Below are 26,922 nucleotides of genomic sequence, written 5' to 3'. Positions count from 1 at the left end.
CGGCCTCGGGGCTGGCGACGGCGCAGGGCGACCATGCCATCACGCTGGTGCAGGTCGGCGCCACGGTGCAGGGCCAGTACACCGATGCCGGCGGCACCCACACCGCCTTCACGGTGTCGGTCGCTTCCGACGGCAAGATGACGGTGGTGCAGAACGTCGCGCTTGAACACCTGGTCGACGGCTCGACGGCTGCCGCCTACAACGACGCGCTGAACCTGGCCGGCAAGATCGCCGTGACGGCGACGGTGACGGATGCCGACGGCGACACCGCCAGCACCGGCGCCATCGACGTCGGCGGCGCGGTCACCTTCCTCGACGACGGCCCCTCGATCACCAATGCGGTGGTCGGCAGCTCGGTGACGTTGGACGAAGGCAACACCAATGCGGGTTCGCCGCCGGTGAGCCATGCGGCGGCGATCGTGCTGCCTGCCGGCTTCACGGCGGGCGACGACGCGAATGTGCCCGGGACGGGCTACATCTCGACGGCGTCGAGCGGCAGCGCGCTGTTGACGATCACCTCTTCCTTCGGCGCCGATGGCCCGGCGGCGGGCGGCGGCGTCAGCTATGCGCTGTCGGCGGTTGCCGGCTCGTCCGGCGTGACGCTGACGGACGGCACTGTAGTCGACCTGGTGCAGGTGTCTCCGACCCTGGTGCTGGGCGTGGTGCACAACCAGCCGACTACGGTCGCCTTCGCCATCTCGATGGACGGCAGCACCGGCGTGGTGACGGTCGAGCAGTATCTATCGCTGCACAACCCGACCCCCGGGTCGAGCTATGACGAGACGACGAGCCTAACCAACGGTTCGCTGTCGGTGATCGCCACGGTGACGGACGGCGATGGCGACACGGCCTCCTCGCAGGCGGTCAATGTCGGCAGCCAGATCAGCTTCCATGACGACGGTCCGGTCTTCAACTCGGTGATGGACGCGATCGTGGCCAATCAGGCCGGTACCAGCTTCACCGGACTTTACAACGCGGCTTACGGCGCCGACGGGCTCGATCACCTGTCGCTCGCGCTTCAAGCGAGTGGCACGTATAGCGGAAGCGCGGTCACCTTTGCCCAGAGCACCAGCTCGGGCGTCACGACCGTTCAGGTGCAAGACGCAACCACGCACGCTGTGATCTTCACATTCTTCTATACCGAGACCCCACAGGCCGATGGCGGCGTGCTGATGCATGCCTATTCCAACTCGGGCGATCCGGCAGGCAGCGCCTTCTTCACGCTCGATCTCAATGCGGACGGCACCTACGATTACACCCTGAACTCGCCGTCGGTGATCACCACGACGACGGTGACCGGTGATTCCGCGTTCTCATCCTCCGGTGGCAGTCAAAATTCGCTCACCTCGCCGGACGGCCAGCTCGTCATCACCGGCGATCTCAACGGCGCTGGGGCACAGGTCAAGGCTTCCGCCGTGGGTATCGCGGTCGGCAGCACGGGGCAGCAGATGGACCCGCACGAGACGCTGCACCTCAACTTCACGCAGGATCAGACGACAGTCAGCTTCGTTCTCAACAAATGGGGCGGGAACGGTGTCGCCGACGTCCAGTTCCATGTTCTCGACAATGGCGGCTCCGTCAGGGACTTCGATCTTCAGATCACAAAGCCCGCGACCGACATCACGATCAAAATCGTGGACACCTCGGACAACACGCTTTTGACCACCAACGGCGGCGTGGCGTTCAATGCCGCGACCAGCACCTATACGCTGTACGTCAATCACACCTACGACAACATCAACGTCACCTATGACCACCAGGTCAGCGGCAACGCGACCTTTGCTTTCAACAACATCACCTATGGCGAGGTGACGACGATCCACGATCTCACGATGAATTTCGGCCTGTCGGCAACCGACGGCGATGGAGACGTCTCGACGCTCACCGATCCGCTGACGATCGCCACAACCTCCGCGCTGACGCTCGACGCGCATAGCTCTGCATTTGCCCCGGTCGACGGCAATGACGGCGTCGTCATCGCTGGCGGCTCAGGCAACGATACGCTCATCGGCGGCGATGGAAACGACATCCTGATCGGTGGCGCAGGAGCGGATAAGATGACCGGTGGCACGGGCGCCGACACGTTCAAGCTTGATCATCTCGACCTCAACATCAAGGATCTGATCACCGACTATCACGGTGCCGGCCCTGGTGGCGAGGGCGACAAGATCGATCTGACCGCTCTGTTCGATACGCCAGTGGGAGGCAATATCGCCGACTACGTTCACTATGACACCAGCACGAAGGCGTTGAGTGTCGACGCCAATGGCTCGACCGGTGGCGCAAACTTCGTGGATGTCGCCGTGCTACAGAATGGCCCGGCCACTACCGGCACCATCAACATCCTCTATGACGACACCAACCACGTGCAGCACACTGTCACCATTTAGTACTTATGCGCGGCCACATTCCCGTGCTATGCATTAGCGAACCGTGAATTCGCAGTTTGGAGAGGGACTTACATGAGGCATTCCGCAAGACTTCTGGCTTCGGCCGCGGCGCTGCTGCTCGCCGGATCGACGGGCTTCGCCGCCGACATCATCGGCGAGCCGGCGGTGAATTATTGCCGCACCGTCGGCACTTCGGACCTGGTGCTGACGGACAACATGGTCGAGCTCAAGGACCATGTGGTGAAGCTGATGGACGAATCGGTAGCCGTCGCCAACAGCCCGGAATGGATCAACTCGTCGCGCCCCGCCTTCGTCTGGGCTTCGGAAGCCAAGGTCGCCTGCGGCATGGCCTATGGCTATCTCAAGACGAACTACAAGGACGAGGACACGCTCAACAAATGCGAGTGCTTCCACGACCGCATGGTCGAGTATATGCACTGAGCTGACGGGCCAGCGCGCGCCGGCTGGCCGCGATGGTGGCCATCGGAAGGCTGCCGAAGGCGATCGCCGTCGCGGTCGCCTTGCTGGGCCTGGGCGAGTCCCCTGTCCATGCCAACTGGCTGGAACGGCCGCAATCGCGGCTGGCGCGGCCCGCCCACTGCGGCGCGGCGGCGGAACGAACCCGCGAGACATTCAAGGCATTCGCGACCTGCCAGGCGTCGCTCTACGGCCTCGAGCCGGTGCTGGCGCATGCGGTGATGGAGATCGAAAGCGGCTTCGATCCGGGCGTGCGCGGCGCCGACGGCGAAGTCGGCCTGATGCAGGTCATGCCGGCAACGGCGCGGCTGCTCGGCTTTCGCGGCTCGCTTGACGAGCTTGGCGAGCCGGCGACCAACATCGCGCTGTGCGTGAAATATCTGGCGCAGGCAACAGGCTCGCCGCGGGCGATCTTTGCACCACCGTGATGAAATACCGGGCCGGGCATGGCGAAACCCGCTTCTCGGTGCGCTCGGTCGATTACTGCCAGCGCGCCCGCGCGATCCTGGAGCGGGAAGGCCTCGACGTGAGCGGGCCGTTGCCGGTGGCGACGATCGGATTCTCCGACGTCTCGACAGTCGGCTTTTCCGACCCTTCGGCGGACGGCGCCGTCGCCAGCCAGGGGAAACGCATCTGCGTGCGCCGCGTGTTCGTGCCCGGGCCGCGATACATGAAATGCGCGCAATATCGAAGCCCGGAGCAGGCAAGGGCGATACAGGCGCTGAGGGCGCGGCTCTTCGACGGGTAAAGCAATTCCAGGAAAGGCGTGACACGGTTTTCCGTCAGTAATTGCGTCAAAGCGGTTCGCCGTTTCCGGAAAACGGTGCAAAGCTCCAGGCCACAGCTCAAGAATTGCGAGACGGCGGGACGATCAAGACGGTAAGATCAATCGAAGACAGACCGGGACAAATACCCGGCGGAAATATTGGGTGGACGCATGACGAAACGCCAGCGGCACGATCCGCTTTTCTGGGCGATCGCTCTCGGGCTGGTCGCGACGCTGTCGGGATGCCAGTCCAAGAGCGCCGCGTCGGACGTGCTCGATCCTTCGGCGATTGCGGCACCCGCCGGCCAGGCGACCAGCGCGGCGGCGCCGGCCCAGCAGGCAGGCAGTACTACCCTGGCCGGCCCGACTTCGGCCGCCGCCGCGAAGGCCATGACACTCGGCACGGGAGCGGCCAAGGTGGCCATGCTGCTGCCGCTTTCGGCCCCCGGCAGCACGGGCGAGAACGGCAGGAAAATGTATGACGGCGCGCGCCTGGCGATGGCCGATCTCGGCGACAAGCTGCTGACGCTGACGATCCAGGACACGCGCGGCGACAGCGGCTATGCCAAGGACCTGGCGCTGAAGGCGATCACGTCGGGCGCGGTCAAGGTCGTCATCGGACCGTCCGAGCTTACGGCCGCGCAGCACCTTGCCAAGCTCTCCGGCTCGAAGCGGCCGCCGGTGCTGGCGCTGGCCGACAATTTCGCCGGCGGCGCCGGCGTCTATTCCGTGCGGCTCGGCGAGGCCGACAGCGCGGCGGCGGGCGCGGCGGCAATAGCCGCCAAGGGCGCCAGGAAATTCGTGCTGATGGTGCCGGCCGGCACCGATGCCAGCGCCGCCGAATCGCGCGTCGCCAACGCGCTCAGCATCTCCGGCGCCACGCTTGCGGTGACGCTGCCCTATTCGGCGACCGACGGCGGCGCCAAGGTGGTGTCCGACATGGGCTCGCTGGTCGACGCGCCGGACGCCGTCATCGTCGTCAGCGGCGACGGCAGCCCGACCGCGGTGCTGGCGGCACTCAAGGCGAAAGGCATTCCCGGCAAGGCCGTGACGCTGATCGGCACCGATCGCTGGCTCGAGCATCCCATGGATCCGCTCTACGAGGGCGCCTATATCGCGACGCTCGACCAGGGCGAGACCGGGCCGATCGCCGACCGCTTCAAGGCGACCTACAACTACCAGCCGGACGTCAACGTGGCCTACGCCTACGACATGGTGGCGCTGACCGCGGGGATCGCCAGCTCAGCCGGCCCCGACGGCTTCAGCAAGCAGGTGCTTGAAAACGCCAGCGGCTTCCGCGGCTCGACCGGCCTGTTCCGCTTCCGCGCCGACGGCTCGAGCCAAAGGTCGATGCCGTTCTTCAGGGTGGAGAAGGGCCAGCTGAAGCTGGTGGAGAAGTCGACTTCGGGGTTTTAGCTTCTGGGCTTTGGGGGGCTCGTTGGATTCTCTAAAAAAGCTTCTCGTTATAGCTGCAATTGCCGCGGCAGTGGCAGGTGCGGTGGCCGGCATCGAACGGTTGGTGCTTGTCTCGCCAGAGCCGGCCGTGTCGAGTGAACCACCGCAGAAGAAGCCGGCGCCACAACGCAGATGGCGCGTGATTTAGTTGGACGGCGGAGCCTTCCAGTTGAGTTCTCTCAAAGTGCCAGCTTCTCTGCCGACCCAACGACTAAGCTGATCGAGGCGACGGCTATGGCTCCGCCAACAACGTCCAGGAAATAATCGGCACCGACCGCCGGCTCGAGCGCGTCCTGTTCGAGCCAAAGGTCGTGCCCTTCTTCAAGGTGGAAAAGGGCCAGCTGAAGCTGGTGGAGAAGTCGATGTCGGGGTTTTGAGGTGAGCGGGGTTTAACGTGGACCCTGCACTTGCAATAGCCGCGCTTGGCTCGTCCCCGACGACAAATCTTACTGCAAGAATAGAGACTGCGGCGACCATCGCACCGGCGACCACATCGATCAGGTGATGTCCGCCTTCTGGAAGTGTGCTGATAATCATTACGGCGTTCAGGCACCCGACAGACCAGAGCAACCAGCGATAGTCTCGCAGCGCGTAGACTATCATGATGCCGAGCGCGGTGTGATAAGACGGGAAAGTGACGAGACCTTCGGCCCTCGTCACGAATAGATCGAATGGCTCTCCTGAACGAATCCTCATCAGCTCGGTGAAGTGCCACATCCCCGCTCGTGCCGTGAAATTGCTGAAGTCAACCGGTTGCGGCTGGAAGTAAGCATAGGCCCCGGCGGCCGGAACCAACCACATTAAGGCGCCGGTCAACGCGGACGAAACCGCCAGCAAAGCGATGAACTCGGTCAGGCGGGGTCGCTTTGCGAAACCCAGCAAAATGAACAGCAAAGGAAGCTGCCGCCCAAGCGCGTGATAAGCGAAAACGAGCGTGTCGGCGACCAGAGGCTGCCTGTTCGTGAAATCGAGAAAGGCTCGCCAGTCGAATCCGATCGCTGCGTCCAGCGCTGCCAATGTTTGGTCCATCAGCGGCCTATTGGTCGCCGAAGCCAGATACATGAACCAGACGGATGCGAAGCTGAGTGGAACAAACAGAGAGGCGTTTGCGGCCATCAAACGGACGGCGGCAGCGCTGCTCGCGATCAATCGCCCAATCCATGACTTGTCTTTTTCGATACGCCATTCCACGAGCCGCATGACGACAAAGATTGCCGCGAGCACCATCATAACTTTGGCCAATTCGAACCAATTGTCCAGATCGAGAATGACGCTGGAGTGTCGGAAATAGAAGAAGTCCGCAACAAAGAAGGCTAGCGCGACAGTTGCTATCGTTGCAGCCAGTCTGAACTCGCTACTGCGCACCGCCACGCCTCAGCTTTGTCAGTTGAGTTGCTCAAGTATTCCGGAACTGGTTGCAACCACCAGAGCGTGATACATCTGCAACACTATTGCACAGATCGCCGCCATCGATATTGGCACGCCGAACGGCACGACACCATTGCGATCCATATGCTGCACATAATGGCGAAACATCCCAGCCGGCAGCAGGAAGGGATTTTTGACCAAAGCAGCCGTGGCAATCGCGAAGACCAGAAGGAATACGGAAAAAACCGCAAGATTGCTTCCGCCCACCAGAAACGGAGTTACGCTCATCAGCTTGACGTCGCCGGCGCCAATCTTGCGCAACAGCCAGAATGGGAAGAGCGCAAGGAACAGCGCAACACCACCAAAGGCGCTGATCCCCATCTCCAGCCATGAGTGAGTTTGCAATGCTTGGAATTGCAAAGCTCCAAGGCCGAGGCAGAGCAACAGCAGCACGTCACGGTTCGATATGCGCTGCGTGGAAAAATCGGTCCAGGCGATACGCCCGAGCAGCAAGATGGCCAACCCCTTGAACACGAGCGAAGCGGTCAGCAACACGGTCATGACCGCTCTATGTTCCGGACGCTGGATGACAGAAGCTTCAGATTGTTGGCCACGGTCGGATCGTTGGGCGCCAGCTCATAGGCCTTGAGGAAGTTGGTGCGCGCGTCCTGCAGCTTGCCGCGCAACAGATAGGAATAACCGAGATTGTTATAATACTCCGGCGTTGCGCCGAGCAGCCGATAGGCCCGGCCATAGGCCATGTCGGCCAGATCGAAGCGCCTGATCCGGTCGCAGGACGCGGCGAGGCCAAGCCACGCGACACCGTCGTTCGGCGCCAGCCTCGTCGCTTTGTAGAACAAGGCGCCGGCATTGCCGTAATTTTCCGAACGGAACTGGGTCTTGGCCTCGGTGACCGCCTGGTCCGAGGCGTAATAATCGACATCGCTGATGGTTTTCAGCCCGTCGAAGGTATCGCCAAAGGCGGTGTAGTCGCCTTTGGCGGGCTCATTGGTGCGCACGACGCCGTCGGCGATGTCTTTTGTCTGGCAGCCCGCAAGGAAGATGAGCAGCAGGCTGGTCGCGAATGCGATGCGCTTTGGCCGTATCATTGTGTGTCCCACGAGTCCCCGACTCAGTTTTAGAGGGTAATCATATGATCGGCTAGAAGAAAATGCCCTTCATGCGAATGATTACCGGCAGCATGATGATCATCAGCACCACCGGAAAAATACAGAGGCCAAGCGGAATCGTCATCTTGACCGGCAAAGAATTGGCGCGCTCCTCCGCCTGCAGAATGCGCTGGTCGCGCATCTCGGCGCTGTAAACGCGCAGGGCGTCGGTGAGACTGGTGCCCAACTCCTCCGATTGCCGGAACAGAACCGCCAATGCCTTCGCTTCCTCCAAGCCGATGCGATCGGCGAGCTCACGCAATGCCTCGCGCAACGGCTTACCCGCCCGCAATTGCAGGTTCATGATCGTCAGCTGGATGCCCAGCCATTTGTGCGTTCCCGCCATTTCCTGGCTCACCCGTTCGACCGCCGCCTCCAGGCTCATGCCGGCATCGGCGCAGGTGATCATCATGTCCATAAAATCGGGAAAGGCACGGCGGTAAATCTGCTTCTGCGCGTTCTCAAAGCGATCGAGCATGATACTCGGGATGACGATGCAGCCGAGACCAATCAAGCTCGCGCCAATAAAAGCAAAGAAGCCGGGTATCCGTGCCGGCAAGATTTTTGACAGCAGGGCGTACATAAGCAGAAAGCCTATGGCGACGGCGGCCAGTCGGCAAAGCGTATAGATGAGCGACGCGCTCGATTGATAGAAACCGGCGCGAAAGAGCTTGGCTTCGAGGGCGTCGGGCTCATTGCGCTCCTTCTCCATCGACTTGAAATAAGCTTCGACCGGCTTTTGCGCCGCAACCCTAACGAGATGATCCTGTCCCAGGATCGAGCGGCGATCCACATGCCTATCGCCGACGAGACTGTGCGTCACCAGCCGGCGCGTCTGGACCGCGGGCAGGAACGTCAACGCCGCGAACAGAAACAGGGCCACCGCCGCCACGAATACGGCGAGTGAAACCAGAAAGGTCAGGTCGTTCGTGTTCGAAAACAGGCTCATGGTCGCTCCTAGAAGTCGAAAGTGACCATGCGATACATGATGTAGACGCCGAGCAAGGCCCAAGCCCCGAATATCGTGAACACCGGAAAGATCAACGGGTTGCCCCATATCTTACCATAATAGGAAGGCGCCACGAGCATCAGGATCAGAAACATAAAGACAGGAAATAGCGAGATGATCCATGCCGACACGCGGCCCTCGGACGAGAGCGCCCTGATCTTCAATGCAAGTTTCCGCCTTTCGCGCAGCACGGATGAAAGGTTGGCCAGGATCTCGGTAAGGTTGCCGCCTGTCTTGGCCTGGATCGAGAGCGACACCGACAGCAGGTGCAGACCCTCGAAGCCGACCCGCTCCGACAGTTTCCGCACCGCCTGCTCCATGCTAAGCCCGAAGGTGATCTCGTCGGCGACGATGCCGAATTCCGTGCCGAGCGGGTCAGGCATTTCGCGCGCGACGAGGCCGATTGCGACCGAAGCCGGGTGTCCGGCGCGAAGTGAACGCACGATCATGTCGAGCGCGTCGGGCAATTGCCGGGAGAACTTCAGGATCCGCTTTTTGCAAGCCCAGCGCAGGATAAGTATCGGCAATGCGAACCCCACTCCCAGAAAGATGAGGAAAGCCGCAGGCATCGAAATACCGATCAGCGACCAGAGAATCAGCGCCAGCGCCAAACCGGCGAGAAGGAACGATATCGCGAAAGTCATCGGGTTTCCGGTTATGCCGGATCGGGTATACAGCCGGTTCAACCAGACAAAGCTGGAGACGAAGTCTCCTGAATCGGTCAGGCCACGCTCGCGGAGCAGGCTTTGCAGGGTCTGCTCCGCAGGCGCCTCATCGGCAAGGCGGCGAAGCCGATGATTGACCGAGGCACGATGCGAGCGCTGGCGGGTAAGGGAAAGATAAAAGGCCTCGCCAGCGAGAATGACGGAGGCGGCCGCGACCACGTAGATGAAGTAGACTAGCGTTTGTCCTGTAAGCATTACAGGGCTACCTGCGGATTGAAGGCATCCTTAGCGAAGTGAAGGCCGAGCGTAGCGGCCTCCGAGGCGAAGCGCGGACGCACGCCCGTGGCGCGAAAATCACCGACAATCGTGCCGTCGACGGCAACGTCGCGCCTGACATATTGATAAATTTCCTGAAGCTGGACGACATTGCCTTCCATGCCGGTGATCTCCGAAATCGAGATCACGCGACGGCCGCCGTCGGAAAGTCGCTGCGTCTGCACAATGATGTCGATGGCGGAGGCGATCTGCGCGCGGATAGAGTCGTGCGACATAGGCATTCCGGCCATGCCGACCATCTGCTCCAGGCGCGATATGGCGTCGCGCGGCGTGTTGGCGTGGATGGTGGTCATGGAACCTTCGTGACCGGTGTTCATGGCCTGCAGCATGTCGAAGGCTTCCTCGCCGCGCACCTCGCCAACGATGATGCGATCCGGCCGCATGCGCAGTGCGTTCTTCACCAGTTCGCGCTGACGTATCTCGCCTTTGCCCTCGACATTGGGCGGGCGCGTTTCCAGGCGGCCGACATGCGGCTGCTGCAGTTGCAGTTCCGCGGCGTCCTCGATGGTGACCAGGCGCTCCTTTGAGGGGATGTAACTCGACAGTGCGTTGAGCAGCGTCGTCTTGCCACTGCCGGTGCCGCCCGAAACCAGGATCGACTTGCGCGCCTGCACCGCGATCCTGAGCATGTCGATCATCGGCTGGCGGATCGAATTGAACGCCATCAGGCGTTCCAGCGAATAAGGATTCTTCGAGAATTTGCGGATCGACACCAGCGGGCCGTCGATCGAAACGGGCCGCACCGCGATGTTGACGCGCGAGCCGTCGGCCAGGCGCGCATCCGCCATCGGCGCCGATTCATCGACACGACGACCGATGGCCGAGACGATCTTGTTGATGATGCGCAGCAGATGCGCCTCATCGCGAAAGCGGATCGAGGTTTCCTCGATCATGCCGCGACGCTCTATGAACACGCGCTCATGCGTGTTGATCATGATATCGGTGATCGAGTCGTCCTTGAGCAAAGGCTCGATCGGACCCAAGCCCAGCATCTCGTCGGCGGTGTCGCTGGTCAGTTGATCCAACTCGCGGGCATTCAAGGGCACATTCCGGCTGCGTACAAACTCGCGCACGATCGGCCGGATCTCGTTCAGGATTTCATCCTTCGATGCGCTTTCCAGCGCCGTCAGATTGAAACGATCGATGAGGTGGCGATGCAGCTCGACCTTCAGTGTCAGGAAGTCGAGACCTTGCGGTTCGGCATCCCCCACAGGCGCTGCGGCTGTTCCGTTCGCAGCCGCGACGACAGCTACCTGCTGCGACGCCCGTTGCTCACCCTGGCCTTTTATGAAGCGACCCAACATGTCGCGGAACCCCTGTTGATTTCCCCGACGTCGAAACTAAGCGTTAACCACGAGGGGCACAAGCGGCCCGGAAGACACACTGGACTTATTACTTGCGACATAGTTAAGAAGTTGCGATCTGGGAAATCGTTTTATTTTGCCATCTCTCACGCGCACAGACCAAAGTCCTAAGACCTTTGCCGGACGATAGGGCATTTAGTCCTGTAAGCTATTAGATATAATGAATTATGCATAATTTCTAATACGATGACAACGGGGCCTGACCGTGGCGGAATTGTGAATGAATGGTTAAAATGACTTGAAAAATGAGGCGAATCAATCCCTTGGTCGAAATTGAGAGAGCTTCAGATCGAGTATTGAAAGGTTAAGGTTCCGTTAATCCGTTTGACACTGCTTTTTTGCGGGACCTAGGATTGAATTCGACGGGGGATGCTTGGGTATGGGGTTCATCCTTGGCTCTGTCTCGTCGGGTTCAAACCTCCAAAGGGAGAAATTGGCATGAAGAAGCTCATGACGATGGCCCGGCAGTTCCGCGACGATGAAAACGGCGCTGCTATGGTCGAATATTCGATTCTGATCGGCATTATCACCGCTGCGGTGATCACGTTCATTATCGCCGTCGGTGTCTATGTGACTAATGCGTGGAGCACGCTGTGCACCAACCTTAGCACCGATGCCGTGAACGGCGTTGGCATGAACTGCTGAACTAGAAACGGCCGGGCCCGGAGGCGTCTCTCGGGCCTGGCCGTGCCGACATAACAGAGGCAATCGCGGGCTGGGTGCGATTTGCCGAGTTGCGGTGTGGTTGCTTGAAATGGGGCTTGGGGTAAATGCGCGCCAATACACTCATCATGATCGTACTCGCCGGCGTATTCGGCGTTTTGGCAGTCGTGCTTGTCAACATCTGGCTGGCGGGGCAGCGCAACGCCCTGGCCAATGGCGTGCAAGCCAGCACGGTGGTGGTCGCGGCGGTGCCCTTGAAATTCGGCGATGCGCTGAGCGCCGACAAATTGCGTGAAATTGCATGGCCGGCGGGAGCGGTGCCGACAGGCGCCTTCAAGACGGTCAAAGAAGCGATGGCTGGCGACGGCGCGCGGCAGGCGCTTCAGACAATCAGTGCCAACGAGCCAATCCTGGCCACCAAGATTACCGGCGCCGGGCAGCGCGCCACGCTGTCGGCGGTGCTTGGCGAGGGCATGAAAGCGGTTTCCATCCGCGTGAACGACGTGCTCGGTGTTGCCGGTTTCGTCTTCCCTGGTGATCGCGTCGACGTGCTGCTGACCCGCACGGTTCGCGACGACCAAGGGAGCGACAAAAGCTTCGTCGACGTGCTGCTGCAGAGCGTGAAAGTGCTTGCCGTCGACCAGGTCGCAGATGAAAGCAAGGAGAATCCGCAAGTCGTGAAGGCAGTCACGGTCGAAGTCAGCACCAAAGACGCCCAGAAGCTGACGCTCGCGGCAGGCGCCGGGCAATTGTCACTGGCATTGCGCCAGGCCGCCGGCAGCAAGGGCGAAATGAACGAAAGGGTCACGCTGGCGGATCTGACCGGCGACACGCCGGACGATGTCGCCAAGCGCCAGGCTGAGCTTGACAGGCAGGCCGCCGAGGAAGCCGCACGCAAGCAAGCCGATGAGAAGATCGACGGCCTCGCCAAGGCGGTGGAAAGGGTCGGCAGTCAGATCGATCAGATGAGCAAGGTGAAGCCAACTGTGGCACCCGCACCACAACCGCAAGAAGTTGTAAAGGAAGTGGTAAAATATGTGCAGCCGGAGCCGCCCGCCCGGGCTACAATTGGCGTATTTCGCGGCGTGAAGCTCGAAACATACGACGTGCCGCGACAGAGGTAGCCAACGGTGCATTCGGATTAGGGGATCCGGGTGGATCCGCAAGGGGGACGATCTAGATGCGAATTTTTCGAGGATCACTGGCCGCCGCCGCTCTGGCCTGGTCCTGTATTGTGTTGCCGTTGAGCCCTGCGGTTCATGCCGCTGACCGCTTCATCGACGTATCGAGCCCGTCGCTACACCGCGTGTTCGTGCCGGTTTCCCAATCCGCGACGATCCAGGTGAACGCTACTTTGGGCGACATCGTCGTCGGCGACGAGAAGATCGCCGACGCGCAGCCGATGACCGACAAGACGCTCTATATCATCGGCAAAGCCGTCGGCACCACCACCGTCAATCTGTTTTCCGAGGACAAACGCTCGCTGGGCACCATCCAGATCGAGGTCGGCCAGGACGTCAGCGACATGGCGGCCGCGATCCGCCAGGTCGCGCCAAAGGCGCGCATCGAGATCGGCTCGATCAACGGCAAGGTTCGACTGAGCGGCCATGTCAAGGATGCCGCGACGCTGGCGTCCATCGTGGAAGTCACGCAGCAATATGGCCCGGATGCCATCATCAATGCCGTTACCATCGACGACAGCGAGCAGGTCAATCTTTCCGTAAGAATCCTGGAAGCCAAGCGCAATGCCGGCCGCGATCTCGGCGTCTCCATCAGGAGCACAAATAGCCGCGGCACGACACGGACAGGCACGGGCGTCGCGGCCGTGGACAAGGACAATGTCGTGCTGGGTCCGGGCGCTCTCGTGAGCGACCTACTGTCCACTGCAAGTCCGTTCGGAGCACTGATTACCCGCGTCATCGACAACAATATCAAGGTCGACCTGATAATCGAGGCGCTGGAGTCCAAAGGCGTCGTGCGCCTGCTGGCCGAACCGAACCTCACCACGGTTTCCGGCGAAACCGCCAGCTTCAACGCCGGTGGCGAGGTGCCAATCCGCAGCGTCAACGCCCAGGGCGAAGTCGAAATCGTGTTCAAGCAGTTCGGCGTCAATTTGAACTTCACGCCGGTGGTGCTGGACGACGGCAAGATCCACATGAAGCTGGCGCCCGAGGTGAGCGACCTCACCGGCTTCACCACTGCCGGCGACCCGATCTTCACCAACCGCAAGCTATCGACCGTGGTCGACCTGCGCGACGGCCAGAGCTTCGCCGTGGGCGGCCTGCTTTCCAGCAAGAACACCAGGCTGCAGGACCAGGTGCCATGGCTCGGCCAAGTGCCGATCATCGGGGCACTGTTCCACAATTCGAGCACGCAGAAGGAAGAGACGGAGCTCGTCGTCATCGTCACGCCGCATCTGGTGCGGCCGGTGAAGCCGGGGGAACAGTTGGCAACGCCTTTCGACAAGACCAAGCCGGCCAACGATCCGGAACTGATGCTGCTCGGCCAGCTCGAAGTCAACAAGGACATGATCCGCATGTACGAGCATGGCGAAGGCGTCACCGGGCCCTACGGCCACATGCTGGATGTGAAATCGAAGGACAAGCTGGTCTATGTCAAGAAATAAGCTCCTGTTCGTTCTTCTCGGCGCCAGCCTGCTTTCGGGCTGCGCGGCCGACTATCTGCACAATTACGACACGATGACGCTGGCATCGGGCGACTCGCAGAAAGCCAATCAGCTGCTGCAGACGGTCGATCCGTACAACCCGGCTTCCAACAACACGAAGATCGAAGGCAATGGCGCACGGTCTGTCGGCGTCGTGCAGAAATACAAGCTTCCCCCAGGCGGGCCGACGCCGGCGACGAACATGACGGTCAATGTCGGGCCGTCGAGTGCAGCCACTGGAGCGAACTAGAGAGAAGGATGCGGTGCGTCAGGCGAGCGAGGACGCCTGGCACGAATGGAACAGAGAGTAAGATCATGTTGAGGACCATTCGTAAATTCTGGCACGATCAACGCGGCATAGCGATGATCCTTGTTTCCGTCATGCTGCCGCTTCTGGTTGGTTTTGCACTGCTCGCGATCGACATGAGCCGCGCCAACGGACTGCACAGCGATCTGCAGAAGGGCGTCGACGCGCTTGCCATCGCCGCCGCTTCGGAACTGGACGGTCGGTCGGATTCGATCGTCCGGGCAAACACGGCCGTCACTACACTGATCGACAACGGCACGCTGTTCTCCACCGCAGGCTCACACACGATTGTCCCGGCGGACTTCACCGTGACTTACCTGACCGGCATTCCCGCAAGCGACGACACGGCTTTGAGCGCTGCCGGCGTCGATGCCAATGGCACCAATTGGGCAAGCACCGATCCGACAGCCGTTTCATTCGCCGAGGTGACGGTGAACGCGTCGGGTGCCGGCGCTTTCGACACGATCTTCCCCGCCAGTTTTCTCGGCGGCAACGACACAATGGCAATCCAGCCGCAGGCCGTTGCCGGCTTCGTCCAGTCGATCTGTGAGACCGTGCCGCTGTTCATGTGCAACCCGTTCGAGACGACGACACCGGCAACGAGCCAGACGATCCAGCAGGCCTTTGCCTCCGGCGCCACCTATGGCCGCGAGTTCCGCATCCTCAAGGTTGATAGCAACCCAGGCCCCGGCAATTTTGGCCTGATCGACAACAACCTCAGTTCGTTGCGCGATGCCATCGCCATCGGCACCTCCGGCACCTGCTACAATCGCAATGCGCTCACCACCAAGACCGGCGTCACCCTCGGCCAAGTCAACACCGGCCTCAACGTCCGCTTCGATCTCTACAGCGGCTCGCTGAACAAGAACAACAAGGATTTCAACTATCGGCCAGCGAGCAATGTGCGCAAAGGCCAGAAAACCGGATGCAGCAAATACGACCCCGTCACGGATGGAACGGCACTTCCCTTGCCTCCGGGCACCAACTACGTCGATTCCAAAGGCATGTCGGACCCGATTACGTCGCAAAGCTTCTGGAACAGCTATTGGTCGGTCAACCACGGAACGACCTATCCGAACATCCCGAGCGCCACCAACCCGACCGGGAACAAGACCGCCCCGGCGTCGAGATACGATGTCTATAAATACGAGATTGCCAACAACCTCGTCGGCGACAAATCGATGGCGCCGACCAAAGAAACTGGCAACCCGTCCTGCTATAAGGGTGACACGCCGACGCCGGACCCCGATCGTCGGCGGCTCAACATGGCGATCGTCAACTGCATCGCCAACCAGGGCAAGATCAACGGTCACGTCCAGCTTCGGCCGGATGGTTATGTCAGCGTGTTCGTCAACACGCCGGTGCAAAAGCAGGACAACACCAAGGATCCAGAGGACCCGACAGCTGGGGAGAAGCCCATCAGCCTTGAGATCGTTGATGTCGACGGTGCCTTTGCCAACAACACCCTGGTGGACAAGGCGTTCAGGAACGAGGCGCAGTTGTACCGGTAAAGCCATGCTGACCGCGATCAGACAAATCATCCGGCGTTTCAAGCGCGACGACAATGGGGCTGTCCTGGTCGAGATGACCCTTGTGACGCCATTCGTGCTGCTGCTGTCGGCCGGGGTCTTTGAATTTTCGAACATCCTCAACACGCGCATGCTCCTCGACGCAGGCGTGAGGGACGCGGCCCGCTATATGGCGCGGTGCAGCAGCGATTGGAACACTTGCTCCGGATACGCAACAAATCTTGCCGTGAAGGGAGTCATAACCGGCGGCAGTGCGAGAGTTCCAGGGTGGACCACCGGCCAGGTCACCATCCGTAAGTCAAAATCCCTCCAGGCGATCGATCCCGCCGGTACTGAACTCTACCTCAGCGCCACCAGCAACGTCGATGTCGTGGAGGTCAGCACGACATTTCCGTACGCAAATCTCGGGCTGTGGTCCTATCTCGGCTTCGGCCAACTCAACTTGACCGTATTCCATCAGGAGCGCGTCCTCGGATGGTGATGCTGCACCGCAGGTTTTCGGCAGCCGAAACTGGCGCGGCGATGGTCGAAGCAGCCATAGCCATGCCGCTGCTGCTGACCCTTCTGCTCGGTTTCGTCGACTTCGGGTATGCCTTCTACCAATGGAACGCCGCCAACAAAGCCGTGCAAGCCGGAGCAAGACTGGCGCAGATTTCCAGCCCCGTCGCAAGCGGGCTTTTACTTGAGGCAAAAACGCCCAGCAACTCGCTGGATGTCGGCAAAGCGGTTCCAGCCAATACGTACAACTATATCTGCACGGCCAATGCCGCGGGTACAGTTTCGTGCACATGCGGAACGGGTGCGACATGCCAGAATCTAACTGCAAGTCAGGCCGCCTTTGACTTTATTTTCAGCGGCAGCAGCAGCCGGGCCGGGATGCATTCATTCCTACCGATGCTGACGAGGTCGCAAGTTCAGATACAATATCAGGCCTCCGGCCTTGGCTACTGGACCCGCCCTGATGGGCCTGTCCCAACAATCACGGTCAGCATCGTCAATCATCAATTCCAGTTCTTCTTCCTGGGCGGACTGCTCGGGTTCAACAATATCACCATGCCCTCCATGCTGAGCACCGTGACGGGCGAAGATTTGAAGAGCACATGGCCATGAACGCCATCGACACCAGAGTCCTCCCGACCAAGCGCAAGCAGGTCGCGCTGTTTTCTTCCGATGCGAATTTCAAGCGCGACGTCACCACGCGGCTCGACGCGCTGGCGATCTATGACGTCAAGATCTCGGAAGCGGCGGAGTTCCTGAAGGGGCCGCCTGCCGACAGCCGCCCGGGCATCATCATCCTCGACCTCGCCAATGGCGACCTGCTCGGCAATCCGGGGATCGTCGAGGCGCGCGCGGCCTGGGCCTCGGTGCCGCTGATCGCGATTTCCGACGAGCTCACCTCCGAGCAGACGCGCGTCCTGGTGCGCATGAACGCGTCGGACTGGCTGCACAAGCCGCTCGACGCCAAGGAGCTGCTCAACGCCGTCACGTTCCACGATACCGGCAGCCAGGGCACCAAGAGCCGCATCGTCACCTTCATTGCCGCCAGCGGCGGCGCCGGCGCCACCACGCTCGCGATCTCGGCGGCCGAGTATCTTGCGTCAAAGTCGGCCGAGCGGGCGGCCTCGACCTGCCTCGTCGACCTCGACTTCCAGAGCGCCAATTGCGGCGCCTATCTCAACCAGTTCAACCAGTTCGACCTGACCGGCATCATCGGCCAGCCGGACCGGCTCGACGTCGAGCTGATGGACGTCATCAAATTGTCGCGGCCGTCCGGCCTCACGCTCTATTCCTTCGAGCGGCCGCAACTGCCGTTCGAGCCGCATGGCGCCGATTTCGTCTTCCGGCTGCTCGATCTCGTCGCCTACCGCTTCGACGACATTGTCATCGACCTGCCCAATATCGAGACGCCGTGGCACGAATCGGTTCTGCGCACGAGCGACGAAATCTTCATCGTCTTCGAGCTCAACGTCGCTTCGCTGCGACAAGGCAAGCGGCTCTACAAGAAGATCCGCGAATTGCGCGGCAACAAGGTCAGCATCACGCTTGTCGCCAACAAGCACAAGCGCAAATGGTTCGGCAACCACTTCTCGCGCAGCGAGCTGGAGAAGATCTTCAAGGCGCCGCACATCAAGTCGCTGTCGCTCGACAACGCGCTTCTGGCCGACGCGCTGAACCGCGCCATCCTGCCGTCCGAGGTGGACGGGCGCGCACGCTTCAACAAGGACCTCAAACGCATGCTCAAGGAGCGGCTGGACAATGCCCAGCGCTAGAGCAATTCCGGGAAAAGTGCGCAGCGGATTTGCGTCAAGGCAGAGGCGCCGCTACGCCACGCAGCTTGCGGCCGGGCTGATCGGCATCGCGCTGGCGTCGGCCTGCGGGCTCGCCGCGGCCGCATCGAGCCTGCCGCCGCTGCCGGCCATGGGCCCCAGCCTGCGCAAGGCGGTCGCCTTCCAGACCAGCGAGCAGCCCGGCACGATCATCATCCGCAAGCAAGAGAAGGCGCTCTACCTGGTGACGGGCCAGGGCCAGGCGCTGCGCTACCAGATCAGCGTCGGCCGCGACGGCTTCGGCTGGACCGGAACGGTCAAGGTTGCCTCCAAGACCGAATGGCCGGAATGGCGCCCGCCCGAGGAAATGCGCGCGCGCCAGCCCGAACTGCCGGCGATGGTGCCGGCCGGCCCCTATAATCCGCTCGGCGCCAGGGCGCTCTATCTCGCGCGCGACGGGCGCGACACGCTCTATCGCATCCATGGCACCAACGATCCCAAGGGCGTCGGCTTCGACGGCACGTCGGGATGTTTCCGGCTGACGAACACAGATGTGATCGATCTCTTCAAACGCGTCGCGGTGGGCGCAAAGGTGGTGGTTGAATGACGATGATCAGCGAGCCGGACGCTCCGGCAATCGAACTCGGTCAAAAGGAAGCCGCTCCGGGAAAGCCCAGCCGGGCCAGAACGATCGGCGTCGTCGCGGCGGGCGCCGCGCTCGTCACCTTCGTCAATGTGACGGCCGCGGTCTATCTCTATCGCGGCGTCAGCGAGCTCAGGACGATCGAGGCGAAGCTGGAGCAGCTTGGCCAGTTCGAGCAGCGGATCGGCGCCCGCATCGACACCGTCAACAACGGTTTCCAGAGCCGGTTCGAGACGCTGGACCGGCAGTTGCAGGCGAATTTCGGCCAGATCAACGGCAACCTCGCCAAGCTTGAGCAAGGCCAGCCGGTTGCGGCCGGCGAGCCGGCGCCAGGCGCGCCGGAGCCGGCTCTGGCCGGCACCACGGTGGCGGAGGCATCCGTTGCCGACGAAAGCGCCGACCCCGTCGACGCCCAGCACCCGTTCAGGAGGAAGGTCGCGCCGCCGGGCTCCAACCCGTCCTACCAGCGCATCCAGCAGCCTGACGGCAAGGTTTATTACAAGAAGATCAACTGAGCACGCGCGCCGCGGCTTCCATCAGGACCGGCAGGTCAAAGATCGCGCTGCAGCGCCAGCAAGGGAATCGCGCGGGCTTCGGCGCGCAGCTTTGCCTCGCGCAGGAAAGCGACGTGGCAGTAAGCGCAGGCCGCGAGACCGAGGCACAGCACCAGGCTGTTCTTCATGCTGAAGTCGAGCATGAGCGAAAAGTGCAAGCCGTTCGGGATGGTGAAGGCGGCAATGGTGCTCGCGGTTTCCGCATGGCTGCTCAGCGCCATCATCTTGCCCGCAAAGATCAGCGCGGCATGATTGGCGAGGAAGAAGCCGGCAGACCTTTTCGCCTGGCAAATCATCCAGCAGGCGCCCGTCGCGAAGACGAGGATGGCGGCGTCGCCGGCCATAGACCCGCCGAAATAGACGTCCACCTGCTGCCAGAACATGGTCGAGAACGGGCGCAGCTCGAGCCAGGCATGCCACATGGCCGGGCTCGCCGGATAGAAGCCGAGAAGCAGTGCCGCCATTCGCTCCGCCGCCAGCAGAAGCAGCATCAGGGCGGGAAAGGCAAAAAGCAGTACCGGCTTGCGCATCATGTCATCCCCTCGACATCCGATGCCCGGATTCTAAGCCGCAATCGTTGCGCGAGGCTTAACGCAACGCCTTGCTTTTCAAGGAATGTCAGGCATGCCTAAAGCGCGTCGCGCTGAAACGAGTTCAGGCAACGCGCTTTCAAGTCTTCGTTTCGGTGCAAGTCGTCGTTCCAGAACCGCTGCGCACTTCTGGGCGACATGCATCTTGTTTTGATGCAGGTCGTCGTCCCAGAACCGCCGCGCACTTCTGGGCGACATGCATTAGTGTAAGATCCGGTTCAGCGGTCGAGGGCGGTGCCGTTTTGACAAGATCCAGCGCGTTGGTCTCGAGCGGCATCACCGACGGTCGGCACCACCCCGCGAGGCATCGGGGGTGAGCCCGGCGAAACCGCCCGGCCGACCGCTGCTGGCGCCGACGCTCGGCGGTCTCGGACTGCTCGCCGGCATCGTGCTGATCGCCGAGGGCAGGCGCTGGCTGCCGCCCGACCAGCCTTCGATCACGGCGGTTCAGGGCGCTCGCGACCTGAAGCCAGCCGCGCATGCCCCGCCTCACGACACGCGGCCTGGCCAGCCGGCGCGCAGGATCGCCGAGGATCTCATCGCGCCGCCGCCGCTCGACCCGTCCGGGATCGAGCGCATCGAGCCGCGCCCTCCCCTTGGCGAGCTCGGGCTTGCGCCGCCGCAGCAGACGCCGATGCCGCAAGATTGGCGCGAGACGCTGCTTTTTCGTCCGGTCGCCACCTCCTCGGCGGTCTTCGAAGCGATGGGACGCACGGTCGCCATCAGCGGGACGGTCGGCATAGCTCCCGACGGGACCTGTTCGTCTGACGACAACACCTGGCCCTGCGGCCAGCGCGCCCGCGCCGCCTTCAACGCCTTTCTGCGCGGCCGGGCGCTCAAATGCCTGCTGCCGCCGGACGTCGACCGCTTCGCCATCGCCGCGCCCTGCACGCTCGGCAAGCAGGATGTCGGCGCCTGGCTGGTTTCCAACGGCTGGGCGATGGCCGCTCCCACCGGCGTTTACGGCAAGGCGCAAGCGGTGGCGAAGGACGCCGGGATGGGCATCTTCGGTCCGCCGCAATAGCGTCGAGCGCGTGGCCGGTCCCCCCGACCCTGCGTGAAAACAGAATGGTCAGAGCGGTCCAGCGATTCTAAGAACCATGGACTGCTCCAACATGCGGGCAGATCATCAGACGCGGAGCCGAGCCGCCAGGCGGATCCGGCGCTCCCACGGAGAAGATGCCAACTTGCATCAAATTGTAAGCTTCCCTGAGACCGAAATCGTAACGGACCTCCTGTAAGCCGATGCCTCGAACAGGAGATTGCCCCGTGACCACGAAAATGCCGAAGGCGCCGCTTCAGACATGGACGAAGGTTATCTGGCTGGCCGTGCTTGGCACCGCCGCCTGCGTCGCTCTTTCGCTCGGGCTGAACTACCTGCTGATGTTCAGCGACAGCCTGACGCCGTTCGCCCGCGGCGCCGTCACGGCAATCATCGTGCCGATCGTCGTCAGTCTGCCGCTGCTTGTCCTGCTCGGCTGGCAACAGATCGAGATCCGCCGCTACCGGTATGAGCTCACCAGGTCCGGAACGTATGACCAACTGACCGGCTGCCTGAACGGCAAAGTGTTCACCTCGATGGTCGACAGAAGGGCAGCGAGACCGGTCGGTCCGCGCTCCGGCGCCTTTCTGGTCGTCCATCCGCAGCACCTGGCATCGATAAACCTGCGCTTCGGTCTCGAATGGGGCGACGAGGCGTTGCGGCTGATCGCGTCGGCCGTCCGATCCTCGGTGCGCAAGGACGATCTGATCGGCCGGATCGGAACCTCGATGTTCGGCGTCTTCCTTCCGAGCGCGAGCGAGCAGGACGCCAAGGACATCGGCGAGCGCATTCGCGGCGCGGTCGGCGAGATCTATTTCGCGCCGAAAGGCGACAGGGACGTGCTTGCGATCAGCGTCGGCGGCGTCGTCTTCGAACATGAATTGGATTTCGAGGATATGTTCCGCTTCGCGGAGGAAGGCATGGCCGGGGCCCCGGACGAAGCCGGCCTGCGGCTTTCGCATGTCAACAACTGAGCCGGTGTGATCACCAGGCACACAGCCCCATAATTTGTAACATTGTGACGTCCGGAAAAATGACCGCTCCTTGCGGTCGAAGACGGCCAATCTCTGGGGAAACTGGCCCACGCCTTTGCCTTGGCCTCCTGTTGCGTTAGCATAGGCGCAAATTAGCTAAGCCTGACGAATCGGATTTCGCTGAGGGGGCGAAAATTCATGGAGATGCAGCAGGTCCGCTATTTTCTGGCCCTGTCCAATACGCTTAATTTCACCAGGGCAGCCGAAGAGTGCAACGTCACGCAGCCTGCGTTGACGCGCGCGATCAAGACGCTCGAGGAGGAGTTGGGCGGAGAACTCCTTCGCCGTGAGCGCCAGCACTCGCACCTGACCGAACTTGGCCGGCGCATGCTGCCTTTGCTGCAGCAATGCTACGATGCCGCCACGTCCGCAAAGTCCCTGGCCAAGGCGGTGCAGAGCAGCGACGTGGCGCCACTCAACGTCACCATCTCCAACAGCGTCAACATCGCGCTGCTGGTTTCGCCTTTCACGGAGCTTTTCCGCGCCTACCCCGGAGTTCATCTCAAGATCAACCGAGGTTCGCCGACCGCTGTCGTCGATGCCCTCAAGAACGGTGAGATCGAGCTGGCCGTCGCCGGTCCTCTGGGGCAGGCCTGGGATCGGCTCGATACCTGGCCGCTCTTCCAGGAGCTTATAGAGCTTGCCGTGAATTCCGATCATCCGCTTGCCCGCCGCAACGAGGCCGATGTCGCCCTGAGCCAGCTGGCCGCGGAACCTGTGCTCAGCCGGATCGATTGGGAAACGAGCGAGGAGTTGTCGCGCTGCCTTTCGGCTAAAGGCCTCACGCCTCGAACCGCACATGAAGTCGAGACCGACCAGGACCTGCTTGCGCTACTGGAGGCAAACGCCGGCGTTGGCTTCGTTTCGCCGACTGCCCCTCGATCGCCGAACACCCGCCGGCTCAAGCTTCGCGACCTCGATGTCTCACGGATCGTTTCCATCTATGCGGTTGCCGGCCGGCATAGATCCCCGGTCGCCACGACCCTGCTCAACCTGCTACGGTCGACCGACTGGTCTTCCTTCGGCGTCAGCGAGCCCGCTTAAGCGCCGCGATCAGGTCGTCAATGTCCATGCGCCGGCGGTAGTCCGGATCAACGAAGCGATCCGATATGACGCCATCCGTTCCGACGATGAAGGTGGCCGGGATCGGCAGGAACCAGCTGGCGTTGCCCTGGTAGTTCGGCAGATCATACGCGACGCCCATCAGCCGCTCCATCTCGGCCCCGATCCAGATCGCAAGGTTGAGTGAGAGGGCATAGCCATTGTCCATGTCGGTCAGGAATGGAAATTCGGCGCCAACGGCCGCCTTCATCGCCTTCGCAAACTTGCGCCGCTCGGGCATGATCACGGCGACCTGCCCGCCCAGCGACGCAATTTCCTGCTGCGCCTCGACAATTCCGATCGCGTTCAAGCGGCAATAAGGACACCAGTGCCCGCGCTGAAAGGTGATGACGGCTGGCCCCTTGGCAAGGATGTCGGCCAGGCCGACAAGTTTGCCCTCGTCGTCGGGCAGCAGGAAGCCCGGCATGGCATCGCCGCGAGCCGGCGCCATGGCTCCCGCCTCCTGTTTCTCGAGGCGATCCACCAGACGGTCCACCGCGTCCGCAAATTCGGCGTCGAGGCGGCGCACCGCCGCGGCAATCACCGCCAGCCGTTCGTTCAAGGGTGCATCGAGTTCTATGGCAGCCTGAACGGATTCTTCGAATGTCATTGCCTGGTCGGCGGCCATGTCTGCACTTTCGTCGGTTTCCTCCAGCCTATCATCGAAGCCCCCCGGCCACGGCGATGTTTTTCTTGCATGATTTCGATGCCCGGCGTGCATCGACACGTGGAACACGCCCTATCCTGTTCGCGGCCCACCTCGATGCGTTACATCATGTTCCTGATGTCTGCCGAAAAAGTCGGGAAGCAGTAGACCATTTCAGCCAGCTGCGGTGCCGTAATGCCGTGCTTCATGGCGAGCGCGAAGATATGGATCAGTTCCTCGCCGGCATGTCCCACGATGTGGGCGCCGACGATTTGATCCGTGGTTTCCTCGACAATGATCTTCGACCACGCAACGGTCTCGGTATAGGTCCTCGCGGACAGCCAGTCTTGCATGTCATTGACGTGGGCCTTGACGCGAAGCCCTTGCTCTCTCGCCTTCGCTTCGGTCAGCCCAACGCTGGCCAAGGCCGGGATTGTGTAGAGGGAGGCTGGTATGTGAGCGTAATTTGGACGGTGTTTCGGCCCGTCGACGATGTTGCGACCGACGATGCCGCCCTCGTAGGTCGCCACCGGCGAAAGCTGCGGAGAATTCCAGACCGCGTCGCCACAGACATAGATGTCAGGGTTGGAGCGCGAGCGCAGATGATCGTCGATCTCGATCCGGCCTTCGCGGTGCACGATGACGCCGGCGCCAAGATCGAGGCCCTCGACATTGGCCACGCGCCCGGCGCAGTTGACGACCCGATCCGCATCCACTGCGCACTCGACGCCGTCCGCCACGAAGGTGACGCGCAGTCGTTCGCCAGCCTTGTCGATCCTTTTGACCCAGGCCAGCGTGCGGATGCCTATGCCGAGGCGTTCGCTCTCGCCACGGATCCGAGCGACGGCATCCGCATCGAAAGCTCCGAGCAATTGCGGCAGCGCTTCCAGGATCGTCACATCGACGCCGGCGCGCGCGTAAACGTGGCCCAGCTCGAACGCGATGACGCCGCCGCCAACAAAGACTACTGCGCGGGGTAGCTCTGGATCGTTCAGGACATCGTCGGAATTAGTGAGATGCTCGGCGCCCGGTATCGGCAGCGGGCGTGGCTTGGAGCCGGTGGCGATGACGATGTTCCTGGCCTCAATCTCGCGGCCGTTCACGCGGATGGCATTGGCGCCGATGAAAACGGCCTCACCGGAGATGACGTCGACACCACGCCTGGCCATCAATCCCCACAACCGGGAGGGAATGTCTCGGATCAGTTCCTTTTCCCGTTCGATCAAAGCCCTCCAGTCGAGCCGCGGCCGGTCGACCGTGATCGCATGGCGATCGGCTCTCTCGATCTCGTCGAGGGCATGGGCCGCCGCGACCAGCACCTTCTTCGGCGTGCAACCGCGATTGGGACAGGTGCCGCCGAGGTCGCGCGGCTCTATCATGGCAACCGACAGCCCGGCGGCACGCGTCGCGACCGTCACGCCCATTCCGGCATTGCCGCCGCCAAGGATCACCACGTCATACGTTTCCATCGCAGCACCTCAGGCGCTTAGTGAAGCTTGATCCGCGGCCTGGCACGTCTGGCCACCATCTCACCGATAGAAGCCAGCGCCGTGTTCGCGAGGCCGTGCACCGCTTTGAGATGCATCTTGTGCAGGGAACGATAGACAAGCCTCGCAAGCAGGCCTTCAATCTTCAGCCCGCCAATCAGGTTGCCGAACGCGCCGTAGTCGGCGAGCGAGACGAGGGAGCCGTAGTCGCGGTAGCGGAATGCTGGCGCGGCCCGCCCCGCGAGGCGCGCGGCAACCACCTTCACCAGATGGTCAGCCTGTTGATGAGCTGTCTGGGCCCGAGGTGGCAAAGCATTGTCTTCGCCCGGCAGGACGCAGTTCGCGCAGTCTCCGATCGCGAACACATGCTCGTCTCCGACCGCACGCAAGGTCTCATCCACGATCAGGCGGTCGATGCGGTCTGTCTCGAGACCATCGAGGCTCTTCAGGAAATCCGGCGCCTTGATCCCGGCGGCCCAGACGACGAGCTCGGCCGGCACGAACAGTTTTTCGCCGAGCCGGATACCATCTTCCGTCACTTCGGTGACTTTGATCCCGCATCGAATCTGCACGCCCAGCTTGATCAGCAGGCGTGCCGAGGCGCGCGCCATGTGCTCCGGAAGGGCGGGCAGAATGCGCGGTCCGGCCTCGACGATGGTGATGCGGATCAGCCTTTCGAAATCGATGTTGTCGAGATTGTGCGAAGCAATCTCCCGCAACGACTTGTGCAGCTCGGCCGCCAGTTCGACGCCCGTGGCTCCGGCGCCGACGATGACGCAATGGAGCTGACCGGGCGAAAGCTGCTCGTATTGCGCGTTGGCGCGCAGACACGCGTCTATCATGCGCTTGTTGAAACGGGCGGCCTGCTCGGCCGTATCGAGCGAAATGGCGTAACGCGCAGCGCCAGGCGTGCCGAAATCGTTGCTGACACTGCCGACGGCCATGACCAGCGTGTCGTAGCCCAGCACACGCGGTGGGATGACCTGCCGACCGTCATCGTCGAAGCTCGGCGCGACAAAGACCTGGCGTTTGGCACGGTCGATGCCGACCACCTCGCCGATGCGGTAGCGGTAGCCGTGGCGGCTGGCATGGGCGATGTATTCGACAGCATCATGCGACGCGTTCAGCGCACCGGATGCCACTTCATGCAGCAGCGGCTTCCAGATGTGGGTGCGGTTGCGGTCGACGAGCGTCACGGAAAGCCGGCGCTTACCGAACTTGCGGCCGAGGCGCGTTGCCAGTTCCAGCCCGCCCGCGCCGCCGCCGACAATGACCACGCGATGCAGCGACTTGTCCGCATGGGAGGGAGTCTCGGGGATCGTGCGGAAAAGGGCAGCGTTGTTGGCAAGCACCGCTTCCGGAATGAGCCGCGTGCCCGGCGTCATGATCTGCATC

Annotated in this window: 28 protein-coding genes; 18 read left to right on the top strand and 10 right to left on the bottom strand. The window is 62.0% G+C overall.

From position 1 onward, the window contains the following. The 5 genes from F3H96_RS31570 to F3H96_RS27980 all read left to right on the top strand — a co-directional run. Positions 1 to 2,390 (top strand): DUF5801 repeats-in-toxin domain-containing protein (locus F3H96_RS31570; protein ID WP_149804879.1); only part of this gene is annotated, 2,390 nt, incomplete at its 5' end. Between the two features lie 72 nt (positions 2,391 to 2,462). Next, positions 2,463 to 2,831 (top strand): hypothetical protein, encoded by a 369-nt coding sequence (locus F3H96_RS27990; protein ID WP_040989379.1) that lies wholly within the window; start codon positions 2,463 to 2,465, stop codon positions 2,829 to 2,831. A 32-nt stretch (positions 2,832 to 2,863) separates the two neighbouring features. Beyond that, the gene (locus tag F3H96_RS31665; RefSeq protein ID WP_348530098.1) at positions 2,864 to 3,295 is read left to right on the top strand and encodes a lytic transglycosylase domain-containing protein; all 432 of its coding nucleotides are present in this window, start codon (positions 2,864 to 2,866) and stop codon (positions 3,293 to 3,295) included. Then, positions 3,295 to 3,615, top strand: coding sequence for a hypothetical protein (locus tag F3H96_RS31660; RefSeq protein ID WP_348530097.1), 321 nt, complete (start codon positions 3,295 to 3,297; stop codon positions 3,613 to 3,615). Before F3H96_RS31665 ends, F3H96_RS31660 begins: the two co-directional genes overlap by 1 nt. Positions 3,616 to 3,804: 189 nt before the next feature. Next, positions 3,805 to 5,049, top strand: a complete 1,245-nt coding sequence (locus tag F3H96_RS27980; protein WP_149804878.1) for an ABC transporter substrate-binding protein — start codon at positions 3,805 to 3,807, stop codon at positions 5,047 to 5,049. A gap of 360 nt (positions 5,050 to 5,409) precedes the next feature. On the opposite strand, the gene F3H96_RS27975 is transcribed toward F3H96_RS27980, so the two are convergent. From F3H96_RS27975 to F3H96_RS27950, 6 genes are read right to left on the bottom strand one after another with little or no spacing between them, the layout of a single operon-like run. After that, positions 5,410 to 6,459, bottom strand: coding sequence for a phosphatase PAP2 family protein (locus F3H96_RS27975; protein ID WP_149804877.1), 1,050 nt, complete (start codon positions 6,457 to 6,459; stop codon positions 5,410 to 5,412). Positions 6,460 to 6,471: 12 nt separating this feature from the next. After that, complete coding sequence (locus F3H96_RS27970; protein ID WP_348530096.1) at positions 6,472 to 7,017, bottom strand: prepilin peptidase; 546 nt, start codon at positions 7,015 to 7,017, stop codon at positions 6,472 to 6,474. Continuing rightward, complete coding sequence (locus F3H96_RS27965) at positions 7,014 to 7,565, bottom strand: tetratricopeptide repeat protein (protein ID WP_149804876.1); 552 nt, start codon at positions 7,563 to 7,565, stop codon at positions 7,014 to 7,016. The genes F3H96_RS27970 and F3H96_RS27965 overlap by 4 nt, the downstream gene beginning before the upstream one ends. Before the next feature lie 52 nt (positions 7,566 to 7,617). Next, the gene (locus tag F3H96_RS27960) at positions 7,618 to 8,574 is read right to left on the bottom strand and encodes a type II secretion system F family protein (protein WP_188131561.1); all 957 of its coding nucleotides are present in this window, start codon (positions 8,572 to 8,574) and stop codon (positions 7,618 to 7,620) included. Between the two features lie 8 nt (positions 8,575 to 8,582). Continuing rightward, positions 8,583 to 9,518: a type II secretion system F family protein gene (locus F3H96_RS27955; RefSeq protein WP_244620180.1), complete on the bottom strand. Its 936-nt coding sequence runs from the start codon at positions 9,516 to 9,518 to the stop codon at positions 8,583 to 8,585. A gap of 35 nt (positions 9,519 to 9,553) precedes the next feature. Further along, on the bottom strand, positions 9,554 to 10,939 hold the full coding sequence (locus tag F3H96_RS27950) for a CpaF family protein (protein WP_149804874.1): 1,386 nt from the start codon (positions 10,937 to 10,939) through the stop codon (positions 9,554 to 9,556). 498 nt (positions 10,940 to 11,437) lie between these two features. On the opposite strand from F3H96_RS27950, the gene F3H96_RS27945 reads away from it, so the two are divergent. The 10 genes from F3H96_RS27945 to F3H96_RS27900 all read left to right on the top strand — a co-directional run bounded on the left by F3H96_RS27945 (position 11,438) and on the right by F3H96_RS27900 (position 19,588). Beyond that, entirely contained in the window at positions 11,438 to 11,644 is a 207-nt protein-coding gene (locus F3H96_RS27945; protein ID WP_149804873.1) for a Flp family type IVb pilin, read from the top strand. 125 nt (positions 11,645 to 11,769) lie between these two features. After that, positions 11,770 to 12,786: a Flp pilus assembly protein CpaB gene (gene cpaB / locus F3H96_RS27940; RefSeq protein WP_149804872.1), complete on the top strand. Its 1,017-nt coding sequence runs from the start codon at positions 11,770 to 11,772 to the stop codon at positions 12,784 to 12,786. A gap of 56 nt (positions 12,787 to 12,842) precedes the next feature. Further along, positions 12,843 to 14,288 (top strand): type II and III secretion system protein family protein, encoded by a 1,446-nt coding sequence (locus F3H96_RS27935; protein WP_149804871.1) that lies wholly within the window; start codon positions 12,843 to 12,845, stop codon positions 14,286 to 14,288. Further along, positions 14,275 to 14,577 (top strand): hypothetical protein, encoded by a 303-nt coding sequence (locus F3H96_RS27930; RefSeq protein WP_149804870.1) that lies wholly within the window; start codon positions 14,275 to 14,277, stop codon positions 14,575 to 14,577. The genes F3H96_RS27935 and F3H96_RS27930 overlap by 14 nt, the downstream gene beginning before the upstream one ends. Positions 14,578 to 14,642: 65 nt before the next feature. Continuing rightward, positions 14,643 to 16,145, top strand: coding sequence for a TadE/TadG family type IV pilus assembly protein (locus tag F3H96_RS27925; protein ID WP_188131560.1), 1,503 nt, complete (start codon positions 14,643 to 14,645; stop codon positions 16,143 to 16,145). Between the two features lie 4 nt (positions 16,146 to 16,149). After that, the gene (locus tag F3H96_RS30760; protein ID WP_188131559.1) at positions 16,150 to 16,644 is read left to right on the top strand and encodes a TadE/TadG family type IV pilus assembly protein; all 495 of its coding nucleotides are present in this window, start codon (positions 16,150 to 16,152) and stop codon (positions 16,642 to 16,644) included. Next, entirely contained in the window at positions 16,638 to 17,273 is a 636-nt protein-coding gene (locus tag F3H96_RS27915) for a TadE/TadG family type IV pilus assembly protein (RefSeq protein WP_244620179.1), read from the top strand. The genes F3H96_RS30760 and F3H96_RS27915 overlap by 7 nt, the downstream gene beginning before the upstream one ends. Next, positions 17,270 to 18,433 (top strand): AAA family ATPase, encoded by a 1,164-nt coding sequence (locus tag F3H96_RS27910; RefSeq protein ID WP_149804868.1) that lies wholly within the window; start codon positions 17,270 to 17,272, stop codon positions 18,431 to 18,433. The genes F3H96_RS27915 and F3H96_RS27910 overlap by 4 nt, the downstream gene beginning before the upstream one ends. Continuing rightward, entirely contained in the window at positions 18,420 to 19,037 is a 618-nt protein-coding gene (locus tag F3H96_RS27905; RefSeq protein WP_149804867.1) for a L,D-transpeptidase, read from the top strand. Before F3H96_RS27910 ends, F3H96_RS27905 begins: the two co-directional genes overlap by 14 nt. After that, positions 19,034 to 19,588: a hypothetical protein gene (locus tag F3H96_RS27900; RefSeq protein ID WP_149804866.1), complete on the top strand. Its 555-nt coding sequence runs from the start codon at positions 19,034 to 19,036 to the stop codon at positions 19,586 to 19,588. Before F3H96_RS27905 ends, F3H96_RS27900 begins: the two co-directional genes overlap by 4 nt. 35 nt (positions 19,589 to 19,623) lie before the next feature. On the opposite strand, the gene F3H96_RS27895 is transcribed toward F3H96_RS27900, so the two are convergent. After that, complete coding sequence (locus F3H96_RS27895; RefSeq protein ID WP_149804865.1) at positions 19,624 to 20,160, bottom strand: hypothetical protein; 537 nt, start codon at positions 20,158 to 20,160, stop codon at positions 19,624 to 19,626. A 370-nt stretch (positions 20,161 to 20,530) separates the two neighbouring features. On the opposite strand from F3H96_RS27895, the gene F3H96_RS27890 reads away from it, so the two are divergent. The 3 genes from F3H96_RS27890 (at position 20,531) to F3H96_RS27880 (ending at position 23,337) form a co-directional block, all read left to right on the top strand. Continuing rightward, the gene (locus F3H96_RS27890) at positions 20,531 to 21,241 is read left to right on the top strand and encodes a thermonuclease family protein (RefSeq protein WP_149804864.1); all 711 of its coding nucleotides are present in this window, start codon (positions 20,531 to 20,533) and stop codon (positions 21,239 to 21,241) included. Positions 21,242 to 21,486: 245 nt separating this feature from the next. Next, positions 21,487 to 22,233, top strand: coding sequence for a GGDEF domain-containing protein (locus tag F3H96_RS27885; protein ID WP_244620178.1), 747 nt, complete (start codon positions 21,487 to 21,489; stop codon positions 22,231 to 22,233). A gap of 198 nt (positions 22,234 to 22,431) precedes the next feature. Beyond that, positions 22,432 to 23,337 carry a LysR family transcriptional regulator gene (locus F3H96_RS27880; protein ID WP_149804863.1) on the top strand — a complete coding sequence of 302 codons (906 nt, stop codon included), beginning with the start codon at positions 22,432 to 22,434 and terminating at the stop codon, positions 23,335 to 23,337. Here F3H96_RS27880 and F3H96_RS27875 read toward each other — a convergent pair. Genes F3H96_RS27875 through F3H96_RS27865 form a run of 3 tightly spaced genes read right to left on the bottom strand, consistent with a single transcriptional unit; the run spans position 23,321 to position 26,921 of the window. Continuing rightward, the gene (locus F3H96_RS27875) at positions 23,321 to 24,130 is read right to left on the bottom strand and encodes a redoxin family protein (protein WP_348530095.1); all 810 of its coding nucleotides are present in this window, start codon (positions 24,128 to 24,130) and stop codon (positions 23,321 to 23,323) included. The genes F3H96_RS27880 and F3H96_RS27875 overlap by 17 nt on opposite strands. A gap of 32 nt (positions 24,131 to 24,162) precedes the next feature. Beyond that, entirely contained in the window at positions 24,163 to 25,509 is a 1,347-nt protein-coding gene (locus F3H96_RS27870) for an NAD(P)/FAD-dependent oxidoreductase (RefSeq protein WP_149804862.1), read from the bottom strand. Positions 25,510 to 25,526: 17 nt separating this feature from the next. Beyond that, positions 25,527 to 26,921, bottom strand: coding sequence for an NAD(P)/FAD-dependent oxidoreductase (locus F3H96_RS27865; RefSeq protein WP_244620177.1), 1,395 nt, complete (start codon positions 26,919 to 26,921; stop codon positions 25,527 to 25,529). Between the last annotated feature and the right edge of the window lies 1 nt (position 26,922).

Origin of the sequence: Mesorhizobium sp. NFR06 (assembly GCF_900115245.1) — a bacterium.
GTDB lineage: Bacteria > Pseudomonadota > Alphaproteobacteria > Rhizobiales > Rhizobiaceae > Mesorhizobium.
The sequence above is the reverse complement of the archived record's forward strand: the minus strand, read 5'-3'. Positions and strand labels throughout refer to the sequence as shown.

What these genes read in the sequence shown, in the direction of transcription:
- F3H96_RS27990 (WP_040989379.1), top strand. Translation starts at nt 2,463, where the DNA reads ATGAGGCATTCCGCAAGACTTCTGGCTTCGGCCGCGGCGCTGCTGCTC.
- F3H96_RS31665 (WP_348530098.1), top strand. Translation starts at nt 2,864, where the DNA reads ATGGTGGCCATCGGAAGGCTGCCGAAGGCGATCGCCGTCGCGGTCGCC.
- F3H96_RS31660 (WP_348530097.1), top strand. Translation starts at nt 3,295, where the DNA reads ATGAAATACCGGGCCGGGCATGGCGAAACCCGCTTCTCGGTGCGCTCG.
- F3H96_RS27980 (WP_149804878.1), top strand. Translation starts at nt 3,805, where the DNA reads ATGACGAAACGCCAGCGGCACGATCCGCTTTTCTGGGCGATCGCTCTC.
- F3H96_RS27970 (WP_348530096.1), bottom strand. Translation starts at nt 7,017, where the DNA reads ATGACCGTGTTGCTGACCGCTTCGCTCGTGTTCAAGGGGTTGGCCATC.
- F3H96_RS27965 (WP_149804876.1), bottom strand. Translation starts at nt 7,565, where the DNA reads ATGATACGGCCAAAGCGCATCGCATTCGCGACCAGCCTGCTGCTCATC.
- F3H96_RS27960 (WP_188131561.1), bottom strand. Translation starts at nt 8,574, where the DNA reads ATGAGCCTGTTTTCGAACACGAACGACCTGACCTTTCTGGTTTCACTC.
- F3H96_RS27950 (WP_149804874.1), bottom strand. Translation starts at nt 10,939, where the DNA reads ATGTTGGGTCGCTTCATAAAAGGCCAGGGTGAGCAACGGGCGTCGCAG.
- F3H96_RS27945 (WP_149804873.1), top strand. Translation starts at nt 11,438, where the DNA reads ATGAAGAAGCTCATGACGATGGCCCGGCAGTTCCGCGACGATGAAAAC.
- cpaB (WP_149804872.1), top strand. Translation starts at nt 11,770, where the DNA reads ATGCGCGCCAATACACTCATCATGATCGTACTCGCCGGCGTATTCGGC.
- F3H96_RS27935 (WP_149804871.1), top strand. Translation starts at nt 12,843, where the DNA reads ATGCGAATTTTTCGAGGATCACTGGCCGCCGCCGCTCTGGCCTGGTCC.
- F3H96_RS27930 (WP_149804870.1), top strand. Translation starts at nt 14,275, where the DNA reads ATGTCAAGAAATAAGCTCCTGTTCGTTCTTCTCGGCGCCAGCCTGCTT.
- F3H96_RS27925 (WP_188131560.1), top strand. Translation starts at nt 14,643, where the DNA reads ATGTTGAGGACCATTCGTAAATTCTGGCACGATCAACGCGGCATAGCG.
- F3H96_RS30760 (WP_188131559.1), top strand. Translation starts at nt 16,150, where the DNA reads ATGCTGACCGCGATCAGACAAATCATCCGGCGTTTCAAGCGCGACGAC.
- F3H96_RS27915 (WP_244620179.1), top strand. Translation starts at nt 16,638, where the DNA reads ATGGTGATGCTGCACCGCAGGTTTTCGGCAGCCGAAACTGGCGCGGCG.
- F3H96_RS27910 (WP_149804868.1), top strand. Translation starts at nt 17,270, where the DNA reads ATGAACGCCATCGACACCAGAGTCCTCCCGACCAAGCGCAAGCAGGTC.
- F3H96_RS27905 (WP_149804867.1), top strand. Translation starts at nt 18,420, where the DNA reads ATGCCCAGCGCTAGAGCAATTCCGGGAAAAGTGCGCAGCGGATTTGCG.
- F3H96_RS27900 (WP_149804866.1), top strand. Translation starts at nt 19,034, where the DNA reads ATGACGATGATCAGCGAGCCGGACGCTCCGGCAATCGAACTCGGTCAA.
- F3H96_RS27895 (WP_149804865.1), bottom strand. Translation starts at nt 20,160, where the DNA reads ATGATGCGCAAGCCGGTACTGCTTTTTGCCTTTCCCGCCCTGATGCTG.
- F3H96_RS27880 (WP_149804863.1), top strand. Translation starts at nt 22,432, where the DNA reads ATGGAGATGCAGCAGGTCCGCTATTTTCTGGCCCTGTCCAATACGCTT.
- F3H96_RS27870 (WP_149804862.1), bottom strand. Translation starts at nt 25,509, where the DNA reads ATGGAAACGTATGACGTGGTGATCCTTGGCGGCGGCAATGCCGGAATG.
- F3H96_RS27865 (WP_244620177.1), bottom strand. Translation starts at nt 26,921, where the DNA reads ATGCAGATCATGACGCCGGGCACGCGGCTCATTCCGGAAGCGGTGCTT.